The following is a 20,943-nucleotide window of genomic DNA, read 5'->3' as shown; positions in this document are numbered from 1 at the left end:
TCGGGCATCGATGACCAAGACCAGTTTTTGTTTGTAAAGAAAAACGGAAGGACAAAACATAATATCCATAACACCATCAGTGGCAACAACGAGTTTTTGGTCGGTCTGGATATCGACAATTCCAACCCGACCGTGCAAAAAGAACAAATCCACTGGATGGATTGGTTGCTCGACACCTATAAATTTGACGGGTTCCGCATCGACGCCGCCAGCCATTACGACAAGCAAGTGCTGCTTGATGAAGCGGATGTCATGAAAGCGCATTTCGGAAACAATTTAAACAATCACTTAAGCTACATCGAATCGTATTCCAGCGCGGCGGAAAAATTCGAAAACGAAAACGGCAACCCGCATTTGACCATGGATTGGGCGCTGTATTATACGTTGCAAAACACGTTGGGCAAGGGGACGCCATCCCAAAAGTTGTCCACGCTTGCCACCAATTCGGTCGTGAACCGGAGCGGCTCGGGTTCCGCGCACGCGACGCCGAACTGGTCGTTTGTCAACAACCACGATCAAGAGAAAAACCGCGTCAACACCATCATGTTGGATTTGTACGGCATTAAAACGGGGGAAAAGTATACCACTACCCCGCCGAAATCATTTGCCGATTTATATGATAAGGAGACGGAAAAAAAGGCCTTGGCGATTTATGAAGACGATATGAAGCGGGTCGATAAAAAGTACGCGCCGAACAATGTCGTCAGCCAGTACGCCTTTTTGTTGACCAATAAAGATACGGTGCCGACCATCTATTACGGCGATTTGTACCAGACCGACGCCTCATACATGTCGAAGCCGACCCTTTACTATGAACCGATCACGAAGCTTTTAAAAATGCGGAAAGCCTACGCTTACGGCGGCCAGAAAATCACGGGCTATACTTCCAACACCTCCCCGAAAACCGCCGGACAAGATCTCATCGCAAGCGTGAGGTACGGGAAAGACCGCTATACGGGGGTCGCGGCGGTCATCGGCACCAATCCGAAAACCGACACGACGATCAAAGTCGATATGGGCACCAAGCACGCCAACCAAGTCTTTAAAGACGCCACGGGGTTCCATAGTGAAAAATTGGTGGCCGACAATAAAGGCGTGTTGACGATCCGGGTCAAGGGCACCGCAAATGCTTTGGTGAAAGGGTATTTGGGCGTTTGGGTGCCGACGAAGGATAAGGCGCCGGGCCTTTCGTGGAATTCGGCGAAGACGGATTATCAAGGGAAAACGGTCAAACTCAGCGTGAAATTGACCAACTCTGCCTCTAAGATTAAAACCGTGACGTTCACGTCGTCGAACCCGAGCATCGCCAGCGTGGATAAATATGGAAATGTCAAGGGCAATAAGAAAACCGGCAAAGTGAACATTTATGCGACGGTCACCACAGCAGACAACTTTGTCCTTTACTCGAGCAAACCAATCGATGTCAAGGCGAATCAAGTGACGCTCAAAGCCAGCCGTGCCACGGTCAAAAGAGGCCACAGTACTAAGATCCAGATCAAATCATCGACCGACAAGATTAAATCAGCCGCTTACAAGTCATCGAACACCCGGGTCGCCACGGTTTCCAAGTCCGGCGTGGTGACGGGTAAACGGCCGGGCAAGGCCACGATCACCATTTACTACAAGACGCAAGGCGGTTATACCGTCAAAAAGTATTTTGCCGTAACTGTCCGATGATAAGAAGCAGAAGGGGACAGGGATGGCGCCTGATGAAGGCCGCCACCCCCGTCCCTTTTTATTTGCATATCCGAATGAAAGCGGTGGTCCCATACGGCCGAACCCGTCTGAGTGACATTTAGCATCGTCTCGTTTAACGGTCGGCATGCTTTTTGAAAAACGCCAAGGACGTATCAATGATTTTTTGCCGGTCGTTGTCGAGCGTCGCGACGTGGTAGCTGTCCGGCAAACGCACGAGTTCCTTATCCGCCGAGGCGATATGGTCGTAAATGAACGGCGCATTGTCGGGGGGAACGACGTGATCTTCGTCCGAACAAAATAAAATGGCGGGACAGGTGATTTTGTGGAGATCCGTCTTCACCCGTTCCATGAGCTGGACGAGTTGCCGGATAGAGGCCGCCGGCGTCTTTTCATAAGCGAGTTCTTTCACGCCCGGTTTTTTTATGTCCGAACCGATGGCATCCAGGAATCGCGGCAAATCGCCGACGCCGGCCAGCGCACCGGCCAGCGCCGGCATGTTAATGGCGGCATTGATGGGCGCGATGCCACAGATTTCCGGATGGTGTTCGGCCATATATAGCGTCAACGTGCCGCCCATCGACAAGCCGGTGACGAAAATCGTCCCGCATCGGTTTTTCAGCCATTCATAACCCGCTTCGACCGAATCGATCCAATCTTGGCAAGTTGTCTTCTCCATGTCTTCGTAATGCGTGCCGTGGCCCTTAAGCCTTGGCCCGCAGACCGTGTAACCCGCTTCGTGATAGGCTTCCCCCAACGGGCGCATGCTCTGCGGCGATCCCGTAAATCCGTGCAAGACCAAAATTCCGATGTCGTTTCCTTCAAAGAAAAACGGCTCCGCACCCTTTACCACCGGATAGGTTTCGGTCATCGCCCCCACCTCCATATTTTTTTGAAATCATTATTTATATCTATTTCGGTGCGCGGCTTGCCTTTTCCTTCTTAAAGGGCAAAGGCGCGGGCGACGCGCATCTTGCTTAAAGCTTTTCGGCGGGCGCAAACGGCGCATGCCGGGCGGGAAAAGTCTTGGTTTCTTTTCCCCGGAAAGGGCCGGGGCCCGCAATTTTCTTTGGAGCGGAGTCTGAAGGTTTCCGGCCCTTTGACGCGTTTGCATTGCCGGGAAGCGGCGCACGGTTGCTCATTTGTTCAATTCTTTGTAAGCCACGACTTTTAGGGCTTTTATTTCCTCCGGGGAAAATTTGCTTTCGAATTCGGTTTTGATTTTTTCTTTTTCCTCAGCGGTCAAACCGCCGGATGCCATCGAAGCCAATTCTTTCAAATCGCCGATCGACAATCGTTGTGTGATCCGTTGGATCGCCTCTTTTTTCGTCGTAAAAGGAAGATTGGCGTCATTGGGGTTGCCTGAGGCGAGAAATGCCTTGACATCCGGATCGTTTTTAATTTGTTGAATATCTGTATCGGTTAATTGATTGGCGACTTGGTCGATCATTTTATCCGCGACGACGTTTAGGGCCTTCTTGTAAGCAAAGTAACTTCCGGCACCTATCACCACAATTAAAATCAACAAAACGATGCCCAGTTTTTTCACCGGTTTGTCCCCTTTCAAACGTTCTTACCTATTCATAACACAACGCCTAAACTCTGTAAACGCTTCGCCGGAGGTGCCCTTCTCCGATTTCGTCAATATCTATCTAAAAAGGGGCAAATGATCTTGAAGAGACGGCTTCATTGTTGCGCGGCGACAACCAACGTTGGAAAAAACAGAAATGAAAGCGAGGTGCTTTTCGCCCTAACCATATTTTTGCTTTTTCCCGCCCATTCCGAAAAAATGATACAATGGCCCTGTCCGATGTCATGGCTTATCAATAAATGCAAGCCATCCACCGTCGTCTTCCGGAAAAAACTCAAGCTGGAAATATATTTAAAGAATGTCTTGTTGCTGCTGCCACAGGATGATTGGCGACCGGGGCGGCAGAAAATCAAAGGGGTGACAACCGATGAAAAAAGCGTTGATGTCGTGGAGCGGCGGCAAAGATTCGGCGCTGGCGCTTGAACAAGTGCGACGCGAGGGGCGGTATGATGTCGTCGCCTTATTGACGACCGTGACGGAAGGCAGCCGGCGCATCAGCATGCACGGCGTCCGCCAGGCGTTGCTGGAAAAACAAGCCGAGCGGATCGGGTTGCCGCTCGCCATCGTCGCCATTCCGCAAGCCGCCGATAACGAAAGTTACGAAGCGCGCATGGCGGAAGTGCTGGAGCGTTATAAAGCCCAAGGCGTGGACACGGTCATTTTTGGCGATCTCTTTCTGGCGGATGTTCGAGCCTATCGCGAAAAACAATTGGCTCGAGCCGGCATGGTCGCCGTCTTTCCCCTGTGGGGACGGCCTACAACGGAAATCGTGCGCGATTTGTCCGCCCGCGGTTATCGGGCCATCACGACTTGTGTGGATGGCGACGTGCTCGATAAAAGGTTCGTCGGCCGCACGTTGGATGCCGATTTTTTCAACGCTTTGCCCGATGGCGTCGACCCGTGCGGGGAAAACGGCGAATTTCATTCCTTTGTTTATGACGGCCCGCTGTTCTCGGCGCCGGTGTCCTTTGAAATCGGCGAGATTGTCCGCCGCGATCACCGCTTTTATTTTTGTGATCTGATCGAAAAGGAGGACAAATAGCTCCGCGCTTCCGGGCAGGACTCCGGATATAAAAGATGGGCGAGATGTTCCAGGCCGGTGACGAGGCGAGGGGATGGGCGGCAGTACCAGCCTTCGTCCAAAACGTGCAGCCGGTCTGGCGCCGTGAAAGGCGCTTCCCGCCAGCCGGGACGCTTCAAAACCTTGCTGATCGGAACTTTTTCTTTCGGTATGCCGGTCCAGACGAGCAGCACATAATCGGGCCGGCGTTCCCGGACGGCCTTCCAGTCGCTTTGCACGCTTGGCGCGGGCTCTTCCTCAAAAATATGCTCAGCCCGGACGATGCGGGTCACGTCGGTCAACCAATTCTCGCGGCCCGGTGAGAAGACGGGTCGCGGCCACCATTCCCAATAAAGCCGCGGCGGATCAGGTGGGTCGGGACAGCGTTCGGCGACGGCTTCCACGCGTGTTTTCATGTCTTCGACGAGCCGGCGCGCGTTGCCATAACAATCACAGGCTTCGCCGACCCGTAAAATATCTTCATAGATATCCACGAGACGCTTCGGATTCAGCACGATATACGGAATGCCGAGCTGATCCAGTTTTTCGACGTTGTTTTCCATCCCCGGCACGCTTAAGGAAGCAATGATGAGATTCGGCTTCAGCTCCGCTAATTTTTCCATGTTAATCTGTAAATCGGGGCCTAAGTCCGGCAGGGAGCGAACTTCATTCGGCCAGTCGGAGTAATGGTCCACGCCGACCAATTGCTCCGTGAGGCCGAGGCATGCGCAAATTTCTGTATTGCTCGGGCAGAGCGAAGCGATGCGCATCGCAAATCTTCTCCTCTCCGTAAAAAACCGGTATTCAGATGATTTCAATCTTCCGTATGCCGCCTCTTCACTCATTCGCCTCTTGTTCCGTCCTTATCTCTTCAACCCGCATGATTCTCCGTGAGTATAAGTCCGTGTCCGCCGAAGTTGTCGGCCGGAAATCGGTGCCGTTTGTTGGACCGCGGCTCCGCGAAGACGCGAAACCGTTGAACGGGAAGGAAAAACCGTCGCTGATCGAAGATGAGGCATCCGTTGCGGACGGCGACCGCCGAAGGAGTTTCGGCACGGTGAGCCGGGCGTCCGCTTCGAGTCCAACGCCACACAAAAGCCGTCCGCAAAGGGGGTGTAAAGAGCCCCCTCTTCTTCATTCAGATTTCTTTCGCCATGGCGCGGCCGGCTTGCCGCCCTGAGAAAAGGCAGCCGCCGAGAAAGGTTCCTTCCAAGGAGCGGTAGCCGTGGACGCCGCCCCCGCCAAATCCTGAAACCTCCCCCGCCGCATAAAGGCCGGGAACCGGATTTCCGGAAGCGTCGAGAACCCGCCCGGATAAATCCGTTTGCAGTCCGCCCAGCGTTTTGCGGGTGAGGATGTTCAGGCGCACCGCAATGAGCGGACCGTTTTTCGGATCGAGAATTTTATGCGGTTTCGCGACGCGGGACAACTTGTCACCGAGATACCGGCGGGCGTCGCGGATGGCCATGATCTGAACGTCCTTCGTAAATTTGTTGTCCAATTCCCTGTCCCGCGCCTTGATGTGCCGCGCCACGGCGGCGGGATCGAGCAAATCCGCCCCAGCGATTTTGTTCATGCCGGCGACAAGGTCCTCCAGGTTGTCGGCAACGACGAAATCTTCGCCTTTCTCCATAAACGCCTTGACGGGATCGGTCGGTCCGGAAAAGACGCGCTGCCGCAAGACTTGGCGCAAACTTTTTTCGGTCAAATCGGGATTTTGCTCGGATCCGGATAGGGCAAATTCTTTTTTAATGATTTTCTCCGTCAATATAAACCAGGAATAGTCATAGCCGGTTTTCATGATGGCCTCAAGGGTTCCCAACGTGTCAAAGCCCGGGAGATACGGCGCCGGCAACCGCCGTCCCTCGGCATCCAACCAGATCGACGACGGGCCGGGCAGGATGCGGATGCCGTGTTTCGGCCAAATCGGATTCCAGTTTTTAATGCCTTCCGTATAGTGCCACATGCGGTCTTTGTTGACGATGCGGCCGCCGGCTTTCTCGGCAATGGCTAACATGCGGCCGTCCACATGGGCCGGCACGCCGGAAATCATGGTTTTCGGCGGTTGGCCGAGCCTCGCCGGCCAATTCTTTCGGATTAATTCAAAATTGGCGCCAATGCCGCCGCTGGCGACCAGAACGGCTTGGGCATAACATTCAAACGTTCCGATGGCCTCACGGGAACTGGCCTCACCGCGCGCGGCCGGACTCGGTGCGAGCACCGCTCCCCTTGCGCCGATGACGGCGCCATTTTTCGTAATGAGCTCGTCGACGCGATGGCGGGGCCGATAGTCGACGAGCCCTTTCTTCATCGCCTCGCGGACTCTCGCCGCAAACGGCTTGACGATGCCGGGACCGGTCCCCCAAACAATGTGAAAGCGCGGAACGGAGTTGCCATGGCCTTCAGCGAGATACCCGCCGCGCTCGGCCCAGCCGACAATGGGAAAAAAACGAACGCCAAGCTTATGCAACCATTCCCGTTTTTCGCCCGCGGCGAAGGCGACATACGCCTCCGCCCATTTTATGGCCCAGTAATCTTCGTCTTTTTCCCGGTCAAAACCGGCCGTGCCCAACCAATCTTGCCAAGCGAGTTCCGGTGAATCTTTGATGCCCAGCCTTCGTTGCTCGGGCGAATCGACGAGAAACAATCCGCCGAACGACCACCACGCCTGCCCTCCGAAAGACGCTTCCGGCTCTTGATCAAGCAACAAGACTTTCTTTCCCGCATCGGCCAGCTCGGCGGTGGCCACCAAACCGGCAAGCCCCGCACCGACAACCATGGCGTCATATCTGTCCATAGCCCTTCTCCCCCTGGTATTTGTCCACCGATTTTTTCGGCCATGTTGTTGAATGTGTTTCTATTTTCCATTTTATCAAACCATTCATAAAAAAGAGAGGATGCCGATTTAAATCGGCATCCTCAGCAGATTAAACCTCGACCTCGCTCATGTACGCATGGGTGTTGCCTTCGCTGTCTTTAAAGAAGGCCATCCACGTTTCCGTTTGTCCGACTTTGGCGATCCGATGCGGGGCGCCAATAAAGGACACCCCTTTTTCTTTCATCAATTGGTAGGTCGCTTGAATGTCTTCCACTTGAAAATAGATCACCGACCCGGCGTGGGCAAATGCCTCCGTTTCGGGCAAGCTGAGCAGCAAGCGCACGCCGCCGACATCAAAAAACGCCATGGTCTCCGTTTGAAATAAGAGCGGCAGGCCTAAACGCTCTTTATAAAACGAAATGGCGCGGTTCAAATCTTTAACGGGTACGCCGATCTGCCCGATTTTTTCAATCGAGCGGCCGTTCATTACCATACCTCCTATCATGCGGATGTGTCCTTTTCATCATACGGGAAGGACGGTCATCATTTCTTTTCCAAAATCACCTTTTTTCGAAATTGCATGGGCGAGAGGCCGACGTGTTGTTTGAACAGCTTGCTGAATGAAGCGGGATGATTCAAGCCGATTTCAAACGCGATGTCGATCAAGCGGCAGTCGGGCTGGCTCAATCGTTGTTTGGCCTTGGCGATGCGGAGTTCCGTGATGTGCTCGTGTGGGGTCTTTCCATAGATCTCGGCGTAGCATCTTAAAAGGTGATTCGGCGATAGACCGGCGGCTTGGGCGATGTCCCGCAGCATGATCGGCCGCGCATAAAAAGCCTGGATATATTCATGGGCGAGGCTGATCCGCCGGTAGATTTCTTCACGCGTTGAATAGCGAACGGCCTTTAATGATTGCACGTCTTTCAGGACGTCGTGATGGACGTTTAAAAGCGCGCGCATGATCTTGTAAAATTGCTCCTCTTTCCAAAGGGCATCCTGGGTCGAATAACCGTTTTTCAATTGTTGAAGCAGTCGGGAAAGCGTCGGGTTGAGGTGATAGGTTTTTTCAAAGAAGCCGACGGTTCTTGAATGGTGAAACGGATCGGCGAGTAGCTTGTCCGGCGCGGCTTGCAAACTGCTGTGCACGTCCTCGGCAAATCCGTCTCTGAAAAAGATGCAAAACGATTCGACCTCGTGCTCTTCATCGATGGTAATCGCATAGGGCCCTTCATTGAGCAAAAGGTATCGCGCCTCTTCCACTGCGAAATAGCCGCGATGGGTTTTGTAATATGCCCTTCCGTTGGTAAAGGTTTTGATGGAAAGCTGCCCTGTGCCTTCCCAATAAAATTGATCGCTTTTGGCGTGCAACACAAAGTTCGATGAGGATGGATCGCTCATGGCATTCGCTCCAAGCGTAATAGAAATTTAGACAGGCACAACCAATCGGCCGCCCTTTCGCCCATCCTAAACGGGATGAAAAACTGCGGCCAACCGGTTTCGTGTAGCCGGATCGCGTGAACATTTTTTAAATTCTGTGAGACAGAACTATACAATAAAACCTCAAACGCGTCAATATAAGAAAATCCTTTCGAATGTTAAGGAGACGGTCTTCATAGATAGCCGGCGGGCATGACCCATGAATTTCCTGGGCAATATTGACTCGGGTAAGCATGGCTAAAAATACGGAGAGCCCATCGTTGAAACCCGTTGATATGACCTATGAAGCGGCTTCAATCGGGGCGAATGCAGGAGCCACACCGTTGATGGGCGATAACGGATGGACGGCGTTTCGATCTATGAGGCGCAGCGGATGTTTGACCTGCAGAAGACCGTTTATCGCCTTTCTTTGCAGGTGTCTTTATTATACGGGGGCTATCGCCACGAAGATAAAATGTGCCCTTTCTTCTCTGTAAAGGCATTGTATTTCTCGTAGTCTGTTGTTTTCGTTCCTATGAGTAAACGGCGGTTCAGACAGAGGGAACTTTTCCGCGCAGGTCCGGCCCATGATGCGCTCAAAATGTCTGAATATATAGATTTGTTGAATCCCTTTCGGTTTTCGTTGAATTGATCGTGGTTTCCGTTGAATTCACCGTGAGTTTCATCGAATTTTTTCGCGTTCTCGTTGAATTCGGGACGGCTTTCATTGAATCCCTCCGGCTGGTCAGCGGCAGCCGTCATTTTCTGTAGATATGAGGCAAAAGCAACAGCATAATTATGGAAAATTTCACAGTTGGGGTGTTTTGTCCTTCACAATTCGACACGGTTCAACAGCCTATACTCAAGGTAAAGGAACGTTCCTGAAATACGAAAAACGGCGTTGCATAACATCAAGACGCGCAAGGAAAACTCAAAAGGTAAGGAACGTGCCTTAAATCCAGCGGCAAGGAGGGTTTATGATGCTACATCCTCTGCACATCACATCCGAAATCGGTGAGCTTCGCACCGTTCTTTTGCATCGGCCCGGTAAAGAAGTGGAGAATTTGACCCCGGAGTATCTGGAACGGCTTCTCTTCGATGATATTCCCTATTTGCCGGCGGTTCAAAAGGAACATGATTATTTCGCCCAGACGCTCCGCAACCGCGGCATCGAAGTGGTGTATCTGGAAACCCTCATGGCAGAGGCTTTGCGTGACAACGAGATTCGTGAACGGTTTGTCGAAGACATCCTGAATGAAAGCAAAGCCAACGTCACCAGTTCGTTTTACTACTTAAAAGAATACTTGTTGTCCCTGCCCAACGACCAGCTGGTCGAGAAGGTCATGGCAGGCATCCGGAAAAGCGAAATCAAGGAAGAAAAGAAAACCCATCTCTACGAAATGATGGAGGACCACTATCCGTTCTATCTCGACCCGATGCCCAACTTGTATTTCACCCGCGATCCGGCCGCCGTGATCGGAAACGGAATTTCCATCAACCGCATGCACTTCGGGGCGCGCAGGCGCGAGTCGCTGTTCATGGAGTACATTATCAAATATCATCCGCGTTTCGCCAAGCACGACATTCCTGTCTGGTTTAATCGCGATTTCCGCTTCCCGATGGAAGGCGGCGACCAATTGGTGCTCAGCAAACACGTCTTGGCCGTGGGGGTCAGCCAACGATCGACCGCTCAAGCCATCGAGCAGCTTGCCTTAAATTTGTTTGCCGGTCAAAACGACATTCAAAAAGTGGTGGCGGTGGAAATCCCCAAATCCCGTGCCTTCATGCATCTTGATACTGTTTTCACGATGGTGGACCGCAACAAATTCACTGTCCACCCGGCGATTTTGGGTCCGCGCGGCGAAATGCGCATCTATATCCTGGAACCGGGTAAGGAAAAAGGAACCGTCAAGATCTCCGAACGGGACAACCTGATCGATACCCTGAAAGAAGTGCTCGGTTTGGAGGACGTCGTCCTGATTCCTTGCGGCGGCAACGATTCCATCGCGGCGGCGCGCGAGCAATGGAACGACGGTTCGAACACCTTGGCGATCGCCCCCGGTGTGGTGGTGACTTACGACCGCAACTATGTCTCCAACCAATTGCTTCGCGAGCATGGCGTCGAAGTGATTGAAGTATCCAGTTCCGAATTGTCCCGCGGCCGCGGGGGTCCGCGCTGCATGACCATGCCGTTGATTCGCGACGACCTCTGAGGATCGATTGAACAGAGTAAATAAATCGAGGAGTGATGGAAATGGCGATCAACCTGAAAGGAAGGCATTTTCTGAAGCTCGAAGATTTCACCCCGCAAGAACTGTGGTATTTGCTGAACCTCTCCAAACAATTGAAAGCGCAAAAATATGCCGGGGTGTTGCCGAAACTCCTTGACGGCAAGAACATCGCGTTGCTGTTTGAAAAACCGTCCACGCGTACGCGCTGTGCCTTTGTCGTCGCCAGCGTCGATTTGGGCGCCCACCCCGAGTACCTTGGCAAAGATGACATCCAGCTCGGCAAAAAAGAATCGATTGCCGACACGGCCAAGGTGTTGGGCCGGATGTTTGACGGCATCGAATTTCGCGGATTTAAGCACGAAACGGTCGAGGAACTGGCGAAACATGCCGGCGTTCCCGTCTGGAACGGTTTAACCGACAAATATCATCCGACCCAAATTCTCGCCGACTTCCTCACCATTTTGGAACATTTTGGCCGCCTTCGCGGCATCAAAATGGCTTATGTCGGTGACGGCCGGAACAACATGGGCAACACGCTGATGATCGGGAGCGCCAAAATGGGCATGGACTTCCGGATCGTCGGCCCGAAACAGCTCTGGCCGGAAGAGGAATTGGTGAAAAGCGCCAAGCAGATTGCCGAAGAAACCGGCGCCGTCATCACCCTGACGGAAGACATTGAAGAAGGCGTTAAAGACGCGGACGTGATCTATACCGACGTCTGGGTGTCCATGGGCGAAGAAGCGCTTTTTGCCGAACGCATCCGCCTTCTGAAACCATACCAAGTCAACATGGAAATGATTCGCAAGACGGGCAATCCGGACGTCATTTTCCTGCACTGCTTGCCGTCGTTCCATGATTTAGAAACCGAAATCGGCCGCAAGATTTACGAAGAATACGGATTAAAAGAAATGGAAGTGACGGACGAAGTCTTCCAAAGCAAACATTCGTTGGTATTCGATCAAGCGGAAAACAGGCTGCACACCATTAAAGCCGTCATGGCGGCCACCATCTAACGGCTTTGCCGGCGGGGGTTCTCCCGCAACGGGGAACGCCCGCCTCCCCTGGCCAATGGTTTGTCAAAACCAGAAGGAGTGGGATTTTTATGAAAAACGATAATAAACTGGGGCTGTTTTCGCTGATTGCCCTTGTCGTGGGGTCCATGATCGGCGGAGGGGCCTTTAACCTGCCGAGCGACATGGCGGCCGGCGCCAACAGCGGCGCCGTCATCATCGGTTGGATCATCACCGGCATCGGGATGATCGCTTTGGCCCTGGCCTATCAAAACTTGACGTTGCGAAAACCTGAACTGGAAGGCGGCATTTACAGCTATGCCAGAGCCGGTTTTGGAGAATATCTCGGGTTTAACTCGGCTTGGGGTTACTGGCTCTCCGCCTGGCTGGGGAACGTCGCCTATGCGACCCTGTTGTTCAGTGCGCTTGGTTATTTCTTCCCAGTTTTTGGACAAGGCAATAACTTGGCCTCTGTCATCGGTGCTTCCATCCTTCTGTGGATCGTTCATACCCTGATTTTAAGAGGGGTCAAGGAAGCGGCTTTAGTGAACACCATCACGACGATCGCCAAATTGGTTCCCCTCTTCCTATTCATCATTGTAATGATATTCGCATTCAATACCCATGTGTTTCTGACGGACTTTTGGGGAAAAGGCGGATTTAGCTGGGGTCAAGTCGTCGGTCAAGTCAAAAGCACCATGCTCGTCACCCTGTGGGTTTTCATCGGGGTGGAAGGCGCGGTCGTTTTGTCCGGGCGGGCAAAAGAATACCGAGATGTCGGCAGAGCGACCGTGTTGGGGCTGTTGAGCGTCTTGATCATCTACATCTTGGTCTCTGTATTAGCGCTCGGCGCCATAAGCCAACCGCATTTGGCGAAGCTGAATACCCCCTCGATGGCTTACGTGTTGGAATCGATCGTCGGAAAATGGGGCGCGTCCGTGATCAACCTGGGTCTAGTGATCTCGCTTCTCGGCGCCTGGTTGGGCTGGACGATGCTCTCTGCGGAAGTCCCCTATGTGGCCGCCAAAGACGGCGTGTTGCCGAAATGGCTGACCAAGGAGAACCAAAATCATAGTCCGAGCGCTTCGCTGTGGTTGACCAACGGCTTAGTTCAAGCTTGCCTTTTGTTGGTGCTCTTTTCCGAATCGACCTATGAATTTCTGTACTCCATGGCCAGCGTAGCCATTCTGTTGCCCTATCTGCTCTCCGCCTTGTACCAACTGAAGTTGGCCTACACCGGCGAAAGCTACGGTTCCGATGAACGCCGCGGCAAGGATCTGTTGGTCGGCATCGTGGCGACCTTATACGCGATCTGGCTGATTTACGGCGCGGGGTTATCGTATTTGCTTGTGGTGTCCATTCTGTATGCGGCGGGCATCGTGTTCTACATGCAAGCGCGCAAGGAGCAAGAGGCGAAGGCGTTCAAAGGCTATGAACTGGTGCTTGCGATTGTCATTCTAGCCATGGCCATCGTCTCCATCATTCTTTTGACGAACGGGACCATTTCAATTTAACGGCGTGACGGGAGGAAAACGGAATGAAAAAAGTCGTTATTGCACTTGGAGGAAACGCCATACAGAAAGCCAATCAACCGGCGACGGCCGAAGCCCAACAAATGGTCTGTCGGCAAACGGCGGAACAGTTGCTTGAGTTTTTCAAAGCGGGATATGAAGTCGTGGTCACCCATGGCAATGGCCCGCAAGTCGGCAATATCTTTTTACAACAAGAGAAAGCCGCCTCGGAAAAAACGCCGGCGATGCCGCTCGACACATGCGGCGCCATGAGCCAAGGGATGATCGGATATTGGCTGCAACAGGCGATTGACAAAGCATTGCTCGACGCCGGCATTTCGAAGCGGGCGGCGAAAATCATTACGCAAACGGTGGTAGACCCCAAAGACCCCGCGTTTGAAAATCCGACCAAGCCGATCGGGCCTTTTTATACGGAAGAGGAAGCGCGGGAAATCATGAAAGAAAAAGGATATATTTTTAAAGAGGATTCCGGTCGCGGCTGGAGAAGAGTCGTTCCTTCGCCACGCCCCGTCGATATTATCGAAAAAGACATCATCGACGACATGGTGAATGCCGGTCATATCGTGATTTGCGCGGGCGGTGGCGGCATTCCGGTCATTCGTCGGGAAGACGGATCGTTTGAAGGGATTGAAGCCGTCATCGACAAGGATTTGGGAGCCTCCAAATTGGCCGCGGAAATCGATGCGGATATCCTGCTCATCCTGACGGCGGTCGAAAAGGTATCCATCAATTTCAGAAAACCGAATCAATCGGATCTGGATGAGGTCACGACCGATCAACTGAAGCAGTACATCCAAGAAGGCCACTTCGCACCGGGAAGCATGCTGCCGAAAGTGGAAGCCGCCATCGAGTTTGCCGAATCGAAACCCGGCCGGATCTCCATCATCACGTCTCTTGAAAAAGGTTTTGAAGCCGTGCAAGGAAAAGCGGGCACGCGAATCTCTGCCCGCAGTTAAGAGAAAAACAATCCTTCATAGGATAAAAAACGCGGGATCGGTGACGGTGATGATCTTTGATTCCATCACCAGTTTGCCGGAAGCTTTGTATTCCTGGAGGGTATGACTGACGGTTTCCCGGCTGGTTCCGGCCATTTCAGCCAGGTCGGTCGTGGTCAGCGGACAAGGGATGCGGATGGTGCCGGCCCCCGTTTTCTCGCCGAGGTCCTGGATGAGAAGGCTGATCAAGTGCCGCACCCGATCCGTGGCGTGCATTTTGATCAGATTTTGGAGCCGTATTTCATGTTCATGCATCTTGTCGCCCATGATGCGGATCAAATTGATCAAGGCATCGTTGTCGCTGCGGATCAGCTGTTCAAATTTGACCGTCGGGACGTAGAGCAGTTCGACGTCGGTGACGGCTTCTCCGGAAAAACGGTAATCCTTGTCGTTGAACAGACCGATGTAAGGGAACATGCAGTACGGTTTAAGATACAAGAAGAGATGGTTGGAATAGTCTTCGTTCATGCTGACCAGCTTGATATAACCGTTCAGCAAGAAATAGATCCGATCCCGCGGATCCCCCTCCATAAAAAGGATTTGGCCCTTGCGATACTTCCGGAAAAAAGCGTATTTCATGATCTCTTGCAGGCGCGCTTCAGAGAGCCCGCGGAAAACCGGGAACCGATAAAGGCCATGTTCCTCCAATATAGGTGTCGCCGTGCGCATCGCCTATCCCCCCTCGAATGGTTCTACTTTATTTATGAATGAAATCATAGCGCTTTCATATGACATCGATCACATGAGTCTGCCCCGCCCCCGGCTCGATCGTTGAAAAACTTTCATCGATTTGCCGGCTTTATGATATTTTTTTGACAACCGGCATCGGGATGGCCGCTCGACGGATTCGGTTTTGTTGGAGGCCAACGGACCCCCTACATCCTCAATTCAAATGCGATAAAACCTTTACTGAAATAAGGATCTCTGGTTTCGAGGCGGCGGTAGATCAAGAGAAATGGGTTGGGAAGGCGTTCGCGGCGATTCCCCAAGAGCCGCGATTGATGCAGCGAAATAATAAAACCGCTTGAAAGGAATCCCCTTTTTCTTTCAACCAAAAGGAGTTTTGGGGGCAATTGCTGCGGATGTGCCAGGGCATGGGATATCGTCCATAGAAAAGCATTCATCCAGATTTCTGCCATCATAAATCAAGCCCTTTGAAGCGCTCCATGATGCTCCAAAGGGCTTGAACCCGCTTTTTTCCAAAATATTTGATGCGTTCGTGGAAATGGGCCGTGAATGATTCAGCCAAAAATGGTTTGGTAGAGCAAAAATAAATTTAAGGCAATGATTAGAACGGCGATCAACCAAGCGATAATGGTCGTTATTTTCCGGTTAACGAGCGATTTCATGATTTTTTTATTGCTTGTGAAAACGATTAATGGAACTAAGGCGAAAGCAATGCCGAATGATAAGATGACCTGGCTCATCACCAATGCTTTCGTCGGGTTAATCCCCAACAAAATGATGGTTAACGGCGGAATCATCGTAATGCATCGCCGCAGGTAGATCGGGATTCTCCTCCGAATGAACCCCTGCATGATGATATCCCCCGACATCGTACCGACCGTTGAACTCGATAAACCGGCCGACAGCAAACCGACCCCAAATAAGATGGCGGCAAAAGAACCGAGCAAATGGTCAAATTGATAAAAAGCGACGTCAAGGTCCTCGACTTTAATGCCGGCTTTGTTAAATAAAGCCGCCGCCACGATCAGCATGCTCGCGTTGATTCCGCCGGCGATCACCATCGCAATGACGACATCAACGACTTCAAAATGAAATATCTTTTTCCGTTCCGTTTCCGTTTTTCCGATGATCCGCTTCTGCGTGAGGCCCGAATGCAGGTAAATCGCATGGGGCATCACGGTCGCCCCAAGCATCCCGGCCGATAACAGCACGCTGTCAATGCCGTCGAATTTAGGCGTCAACAGCCCGGACAACATCGGTCCCGCGTCAGGCTGCGCAAAAAACACCTGAACGCCGAAGGCAATGACGACCACAAAAATCATTCCGGTAATGATCGCTTCTAAAGGCCGGATCCCGCGCCTTTGTATTTCCAAAATCACAAATGACCCGGCCGCCGCGATCAAAGCCGCCGTCACCATGGGGATTTTAAAGATTAAATACAATCCGAGAGACGCGCCGATAAATTCGGCCAGATCGGTCGCCATCACGACCAGTTCGGCTTGAATCCATAAAAAGAAGGAGGCGGCTTTCGAAAAATGGTCCCGGCAAACCTCAGGCAGGTTTTTCCCTGTGGCAATGCCTAGCTTCGCGGACATCGTTTGAATGAGAACCGCCATTAAATTTGAAGCCAAAATCACCCATAACAGGGTATAGCCGTACTGGGATCCCGCGGAGATATTTGTGGCGTAGTTTCCGGGATCAATGTAGGCCACCGCCGCAATAAAGGCAGGCCCCAGAAATGGCAGGATCTTTTTGAAGCCCCGCGTCTCCCCTTTTAATGAAGCCGCCGCGATTTTTTGCAGGGAACGGTTTCGGTTCCCCGCCGGTTGAGCCGCCTGTTCGATATTCATAAGGCTATCCTCCGTTTGCCATGATATTTTCAAGCTCTTTTTGCCGATGGACATAATTTTTCCCTAATGCAACTTTATTGCTCTGAACTAATTATATGTATCCGCAAATAAATATGTCAATAAATTTTTTCATGGGCAAAAAAGTAGTGGCTATCGTTAATCGTTCATTGGCAAAAGACTGAAAAATGGATGCGACGGAACATCACGCTCTTGAAAGCCATTTCAGCGCATGACGGCTCGGTCTTTTTCAAGCGCGCCTTCGATCAAGCGTTGCGGGAAAAACGAAAGTGTAAGCCTTGGTCATCCTAAGGCGGCGCCAAATTGTTGTTGTCGTTCCGGCCGGGCGGCCATCTCTTAACGGCAAATAAAAAAGATGCCTCCTCGAATCAGAGACATCGGTTCTTACGGTGAGACATTCAATGCACAGGGCCGTTCATCCGAAAAGCCTTTTGTTCTTTCGGATGTCCACCCAATGATCCGTTTTTTCCAGTTCGCCGGCGAGCTGAAGGAGCAAATCCTCGCGCCCTTTGGCGGCCATAAATTGGACCCCGACAGGAAGCCCGCTTTCCGTGAGATGAAGCGGCACCGACATCGCCGGCTGGCCGGTGAGATTGGCGAGCTGCGTGAACGGCGTACGCATCAGGTTTTTTTCAACGAGTCGATCAACGATGCCCAAACGCTGGAGCCATCCCGCTAAATGCAGCACCCTCGCCACATGCAAGCTGAATTGTTCCGCGCGGCTCAAACCGAGTTCGCCGATTTTGGCTTGCTTATAGGCCGTCGTCGGCGTGAGATAAAAATCATAGGTTTCATGAAACGTTTCCATTTGATGGGCCGCTTTGTCCCATTCGCGCAGTCCGAGCACGAAGTCTTTCGCGGACACGGCTTTTCCGAGCTGTCCCAAAAACCACGTCGTCGGCTCGACATCGTCGTGTCGCGCTTTGCGGCCAAGCGCTTCTTCCAGTTCATCGAGGGTTGCGCCGACTTCGCCGAAGTAGAGAGACATGTAGGCGGCTGCGATCTTTCGCCCGTCGACCGGCGCTTCTTTTTCTTCAACCGCGTGGCCCATGGATTCCAAAAGCTTTGCGGTTTTTAAAACGGCTTCGCGGCATTCCGGTTCGACCTCCGTTCCGAGAGGAGATTGAAGGGAAAAAGCAATGCGGAACCTTTTTTTGGGCGGCGTTTGCGACAGTTCGAGATAGCTGCCTTCGTAGGCCGGGGCATGGTAGGCCGCCGTTTTTTCATACGTTTTCAGGACATCCAGCATTGCCGCGCTGTCGCGGACGCTCCGGGTCAGCACGTGCTCGACGGCGGCGCCTTGCCACTGCCTGCCCACCCTCGGTCCGACCGGCGTCCGCCCGCGCGTCGGTTTCAAGCCGAAGAGCCCGCAATACGCGGCCGGAATGCGGATGGAACCGCCTCCGTCATTCGCTCCGGCAATCGGAACCATGCCGGAAGCGACGGCCGCCGCCGAGCCGCCGCTCGATCCGCCCGGCGTATAATCGGGATTCCATGGGTTGCGCGTCGGCCCGTAGTGTGCGGGCTCGGTCACGGCAACGAGCCCGAATTCGGGGGTGTTGGTGATGCCGAGAAAGACGGCGCCCGCTTCTCTGAGCTTTTTGACGTAATGGGAGTCTTCTTTCGCCCGGTAGCCGGCTAGTGCTTTCGATCCGAAGGTCGTCGGCTCCCCTTTAATTTCTTGCGTAATGTTCTTTAATAACATCGGTACGCCGGCAAACGGCCCGTCGGGAAGCGTTTCGGCTTGTGCCCGGGCTTGGTCGTACATTTTATGGATCACGGCATTGAATTGCGGATTGAGGGCTTCGATCCGCTCGATGGCCGCTTCGACGAGTTCGATCGGCCGGACTTCCTTCTTTTTGACCAGTTCGGCCAGCCCCAATCCATCATAATCGGCATAATTGAAACCGCGCATCTGCGTCCCCCCAAAGGCGTGTTTTTAGGAATAATTCGCCATGAGCGGCGCGGCATCCTTGTTTTTTAGAAGAAATGGTGGATCTTGAACGGTTATATATTTTTTGGAAATTTTTGAATCCGGCTGGCCAATAGCCGCGTACAATTCATTGGAAATCAACAAAGTTTTGCTGGCCAAAGAGGGAGAAAACGTGATGGATGTGATGGTCCTTTTAATATGTATCTTGGTGTCCGTTCTTTCTTCGTTAATCAAGTGGCATCGAAAATCTTGGCCAACCTTTTGCTTCTTTTTTTATTTATCGCAACGTTTGTCCACCAAAAGAGGTCCGGTCATAAAGTCTATGCCGGCATGGCGCTCGTTGTTTTTATTTTGTGGACGATGATGTTTATCTACTATTTGACGACCCTCTTTTAAAAAGCTATATCGCCGTTTGGCCGGGCTTCTTTCGTTTTTACCAGTTAGGCGTAAGCTAAACCGTGCCTTTCCGCCGTCTTTAAATAAGTTTTATAGGCATTTTCCATAAGAGGCGCCGGTTTCCTTGTTTCCACGCGCGAGCCGGCGATCAAGGCGGCGGCAACCAACAAGGCGAACTCCGGCTCTGCCCTCGCCATCCGTCCGGCCCGTTTCTGATTCCGAAAAAAGTCAGAGAAATTCATTTTTTTCCTTTTTTATCCGAAATATTCTATAATAAACTATCTAAGACACTCGAAAAAGATCAAAGTCCTCAATCGATTTTTAGCGATCAAAACGATTGGAGAAAAGGGATGAAGCATGGAATGGATTCCGTTTTTCCTCATCTGTCTCGGGGTCATCTCGGGCATGTTTCTCTTTCGGAAAAAGACGATTCCGGACACCGGAGTGCCTTTTGAAAAATCCGGCAAAATATCGGTCATCATTCCCGCGAGAAATGAAGAAAAGAATCTTCCCGCTTTATTGGAATCTTTAAGAAAGCAGACGCTCATGCCCGATGAAATCATCGTCGTCGACGATCATTCCGTGGATCGCACGGTAGAAGTGGCCGCGCGCTATTCCGCGAAGGTTTTTTCGCTATCCGATCTTCCCGAAGGCTGGACCGGGAAAACGTGGGCCGTGTGGAACGGTTATTTGCGGTCGGCGGGAGACATCCTGGTTTTTCTCGATGCCGATGTGCGTTTAAAACCGGAGGCTTTGCGGCTGTTGATCGGGGAGCGAAACAGGCGGGGAGGCGTCATCTCGGTCGTCCCCTACCATGTGACGGAAAAATTTTACGAACGGTTGGCCATGATCCCGAATATTTTGGGCGTGTTTGCCTTCACTTCGCCCTTTGAAGAGAAGAATGTAAACAAAGGGCTGTACGGGTCTTGTATTGTCGCAACACGAGCGGATTATGAAAAAATCGGCGGACATGAAAGCATTAAGTCGCAAATGTTGGACGACCTCAATTTGGGAGCGCGATTCCAAAAGGCCGGCATTGCCGTGACGAACTATATCGGCAAAGGCCTCGTCGCCTTCCGGATGTATCCCAATGGCTGGAAAAGTGAGTTGGAGGGTTTTGCCAAAGGCGCGGTTTTAAGCCCGTCGCAGTTGAGTCCCGGGACATTGGCGTTGATCGTTTTATGGTTCATCGGCATGATCTTGTCCCAATCCTGGTTTTTTATAATCCACACATCGTTTTTTTACCCTTTGTTCATCGGCTTTTTGTTGTATGTCGTTCATATACTTTATTTAAATCAATTTATCGGCTGTTTCGGCCTCATCAATCCGTTGTTGCCTTTTTTATCCGTGCTGTTTTTCTTGATGATTCTCCTCGTATAATAAGTTTCAAATCCATGGTTGATGTCAATTTCCAGTTCATTTTTGCACATTGACAAGTGAATATAGGTTTTGTATTCCGGGCTCGCCCGGAATACAAATTTCGGACTTGGACGCTTCGCGATGTTCCCGGATAATGGTCTTAGGATCGTTTGGGTCAATGCTTACTCTCCTTGTAGCGATGACTACTTATAAAGTCTGCATCCCCAGGTTCTTGCTTGAACGTCTAACCCGTAGGCCGTTCCTCCGGATCCCCGTGCTGGAAATGAGCAGTTCCAGGCAGCCCACGGACCGGATGAGTTCTCATACGCGAGGCTGATCGATCGGCAAGCAT

At 52.0% G+C, this 20,943-nt stretch carries 17 protein-coding genes; 7 read left to right on the top strand and 10 right to left on the bottom strand.

The annotated features are described in order from the left end of the window. The coding region (locus CCB157_RS08360) for a glycoside hydrolase family 70 protein (protein WP_193432279.1) at positions 1-1,677 on the top strand (1,677 nt) is incomplete at its 5' end. A gap of 133 nt (positions 1,678-1,810) precedes the next feature. On the opposite strand, the gene CCB157_RS08355 is transcribed toward CCB157_RS08360, so the two are convergent. Beyond that, entirely contained in the window at positions 1,811-2,566 is a 756-nt protein-coding gene (locus tag CCB157_RS08355) for an alpha/beta hydrolase (RefSeq protein WP_077615459.1), read from the bottom strand. 267 nt (positions 2,567-2,833) lie between these two features. Next, complete coding sequence (locus tag CCB157_RS08350) at positions 2,834-3,244, bottom strand: hypothetical protein (protein WP_077615458.1); 411 nt, start codon at positions 3,242-3,244, stop codon at positions 2,834-2,836. A 409-nt stretch (positions 3,245-3,653) separates the two neighbouring features. Between CCB157_RS08350 and CCB157_RS08340 the strand changes: the two genes are divergently transcribed. Further along, positions 3,654-4,328: a Dph6-related ATP pyrophosphatase gene (locus CCB157_RS08340; RefSeq protein WP_077615456.1), complete on the top strand. Its 675-nt coding sequence runs from the start codon at positions 3,654-3,656 to the stop codon at positions 4,326-4,328. Here the strand turns inward: CCB157_RS08340 and CCB157_RS08335 are convergent. The 4 genes from CCB157_RS08335 to CCB157_RS08315 form a co-directional block, all read right to left on the bottom strand. Continuing rightward, positions 4,292-5,116 (bottom strand): cobalamin-binding protein, encoded by an 825-nt coding sequence (locus CCB157_RS08335; RefSeq protein ID WP_077615455.1) that lies wholly within the window; start codon positions 5,114-5,116, stop codon positions 4,292-4,294. The two genes, CCB157_RS08340 and CCB157_RS08335, sit on opposite strands and share 37 nt — an antisense overlap. 368 nt (positions 5,117-5,484) lie before the next feature. Beyond that, positions 5,485-7,143 carry an FAD-binding dehydrogenase gene (locus tag CCB157_RS08325; protein WP_077615453.1) on the bottom strand — a complete coding sequence of 553 codons (1,659 nt, stop codon included), beginning with the start codon at positions 7,141-7,143 and terminating at the stop codon, positions 5,485-5,487. Positions 7,144-7,273: 130 nt separating this feature from the next. After that, positions 7,274-7,651: a VOC family protein gene (locus CCB157_RS08320; RefSeq protein WP_077615452.1), complete on the bottom strand. Its 378-nt coding sequence runs from the start codon at positions 7,649-7,651 to the stop codon at positions 7,274-7,276. 56 nt (positions 7,652-7,707) lie between these two features. Further along, complete coding sequence (locus tag CCB157_RS08315; RefSeq protein WP_077615451.1) at positions 7,708-8,562, bottom strand: helix-turn-helix transcriptional regulator; 855 nt, start codon at positions 8,560-8,562, stop codon at positions 7,708-7,710. 998 nt (positions 8,563-9,560) lie between these two features. On the opposite strand from CCB157_RS08315, the gene arcA reads away from it, so the two are divergent. The 4 genes from arcA (at position 9,561) to arcC (ending at position 14,309) form a co-directional block, all read left to right on the top strand. Beyond that, entirely contained in the window at positions 9,561-10,793 is a 1,233-nt protein-coding gene (arcA, locus tag CCB157_RS08310) for an arginine deiminase (protein WP_077615450.1), read from the top strand. Between the two features lie 35 nt (positions 10,794-10,828). Next, positions 10,829-11,824 carry an ornithine carbamoyltransferase gene (gene argF / locus CCB157_RS08305; RefSeq protein WP_077615449.1) on the top strand — a complete coding sequence of 332 codons (996 nt, stop codon included), beginning with the start codon at positions 10,829-10,831 and terminating at the stop codon, positions 11,822-11,824. An 89-nt stretch (positions 11,825-11,913) separates the two neighbouring features. Further along, entirely contained in the window at positions 11,914-13,335 is a 1,422-nt protein-coding gene (gene arcD, locus CCB157_RS08300) for an arginine-ornithine antiporter (protein ID WP_077615448.1), read from the top strand. 23 nt (positions 13,336-13,358) lie between these two features. After that, on the top strand, positions 13,359-14,309 hold the full coding sequence (gene arcC / locus CCB157_RS08295) for a carbamate kinase (protein WP_077615447.1): 951 nt from the start codon (positions 13,359-13,361) through the stop codon (positions 14,307-14,309). Between the two features lie 15 nt (positions 14,310-14,324). On the opposite strand, the gene CCB157_RS08290 is transcribed toward arcC, so the two are convergent. From CCB157_RS08290 to CCB157_RS08275, 4 genes are all read right to left on the bottom strand, one after another. After that, complete coding sequence (locus tag CCB157_RS08290) at positions 14,325-15,017, bottom strand: Crp/Fnr family transcriptional regulator (RefSeq protein ID WP_077615446.1); 693 nt, start codon at positions 15,015-15,017, stop codon at positions 14,325-14,327. Positions 15,018-15,223: 206 nt separating this feature from the next. Further along, positions 15,224-15,490 carry a hypothetical protein gene (locus CCB157_RS08285; RefSeq protein ID WP_077615445.1) on the bottom strand — a complete coding sequence of 89 codons (267 nt, stop codon included), beginning with the start codon at positions 15,488-15,490 and terminating at the stop codon, positions 15,224-15,226. Between the two features lie 99 nt (positions 15,491-15,589). Then, positions 15,590-16,885: an Nramp family divalent metal transporter gene (locus CCB157_RS08280; protein WP_077615444.1), complete on the bottom strand. Its 1,296-nt coding sequence runs from the start codon at positions 16,883-16,885 to the stop codon at positions 15,590-15,592. 433 nt (positions 16,886-17,318) lie between these two features. After that, complete coding sequence (locus CCB157_RS08275) at positions 17,319-18,818, bottom strand: amidase (RefSeq protein WP_077615443.1); 1,500 nt, start codon at positions 18,816-18,818, stop codon at positions 17,319-17,321. Between the two features lie 771 nt (positions 18,819-19,589). On the opposite strand from CCB157_RS08275, the gene CCB157_RS08260 reads away from it, so the two are divergent. Beyond that, positions 19,590-20,612 carry a glycosyltransferase family 2 protein gene (locus CCB157_RS08260; RefSeq protein ID WP_193432278.1) on the top strand — a complete coding sequence of 341 codons (1,023 nt, stop codon included), beginning with the start codon at positions 19,590-19,592 and terminating at the stop codon, positions 20,610-20,612. The last annotated feature ends 331 nt before the right edge of the window (positions 20,613-20,943 follow it).

The sequence above is a fragment of the Caenibacillus caldisaponilyticus genome (genome assembly GCF_002003465.1).
GTDB lineage: Bacteria > Bacillota > Bacilli > Bacillales > Sporolactobacillaceae > Caenibacillus > Caenibacillus caldisaponilyticus.
This window is presented reverse-complemented; position numbering and strand designations above follow the sequence as displayed.

Bases quoted from the DNA above. Each gene is read 5' to 3' on its own strand.
- argF (WP_077615449.1), top strand. From the start codon at position 10,829: ATGGAAATGGCGATCAACCTGAAAGGAAGGCATTTTCTGAAGCTCGAA.
- arcA (WP_077615450.1), top strand. From the start codon at position 9,561: ATGCTACATCCTCTGCACATCACATCCGAAATCGGTGAGCTTCGCACC.
- CCB157_RS08280 (WP_077615444.1), bottom strand. From the start codon at position 16,885: ATGAATATCGAACAGGCGGCTCAACCGGCGGGGAACCGAAACCGTTCC.
- CCB157_RS08315 (WP_077615451.1), bottom strand. From the start codon at position 8,562: ATGAGCGATCCATCCTCATCGAACTTTGTGTTGCACGCCAAAAGCGAT.
- CCB157_RS08285 (WP_077615445.1), bottom strand. From the start codon at position 15,490: ATGATGGCAGAAATCTGGATGAATGCTTTTCTATGGACGATATCCCAT.
- arcC (WP_077615447.1), top strand. From the start codon at position 13,359: ATGAAAAAAGTCGTTATTGCACTTGGAGGAAACGCCATACAGAAAGCC.
- CCB157_RS08320 (WP_077615452.1), bottom strand. From the start codon at position 7,651: ATGAACGGCCGCTCGATTGAAAAAATCGGGCAGATCGGCGTACCCGTT.
- CCB157_RS08260 (WP_193432278.1), top strand. From the start codon at position 19,590: ATGGAATGGATTCCGTTTTTCCTCATCTGTCTCGGGGTCATCTCGGGC.
- CCB157_RS08355 (WP_077615459.1), bottom strand. From the start codon at position 2,566: ATGACCGAAACCTATCCGGTGGTAAAGGGTGCGGAGCCGTTTTTCTTT.
- CCB157_RS08290 (WP_077615446.1), bottom strand. From the start codon at position 15,017: ATGCGCACGGCGACACCTATATTGGAGGAACATGGCCTTTATCGGTTC.
- CCB157_RS08275 (WP_077615443.1), bottom strand. From the start codon at position 18,818: ATGCGCGGTTTCAATTATGCCGATTATGATGGATTGGGGCTGGCCGAA.
- arcD (WP_077615448.1), top strand. From the start codon at position 11,914: ATGAAAAACGATAATAAACTGGGGCTGTTTTCGCTGATTGCCCTTGTC.
- CCB157_RS08325 (WP_077615453.1), bottom strand. From the start codon at position 7,143: ATGGACAGATATGACGCCATGGTTGTCGGTGCGGGGCTTGCCGGTTTG.
- CCB157_RS08335 (WP_077615455.1), bottom strand. From the start codon at position 5,116: ATGCGCATCGCTTCGCTCTGCCCGAGCAATACAGAAATTTGCGCATGC.
- CCB157_RS08340 (WP_077615456.1), top strand. From the start codon at position 3,654: ATGAAAAAAGCGTTGATGTCGTGGAGCGGCGGCAAAGATTCGGCGCTG.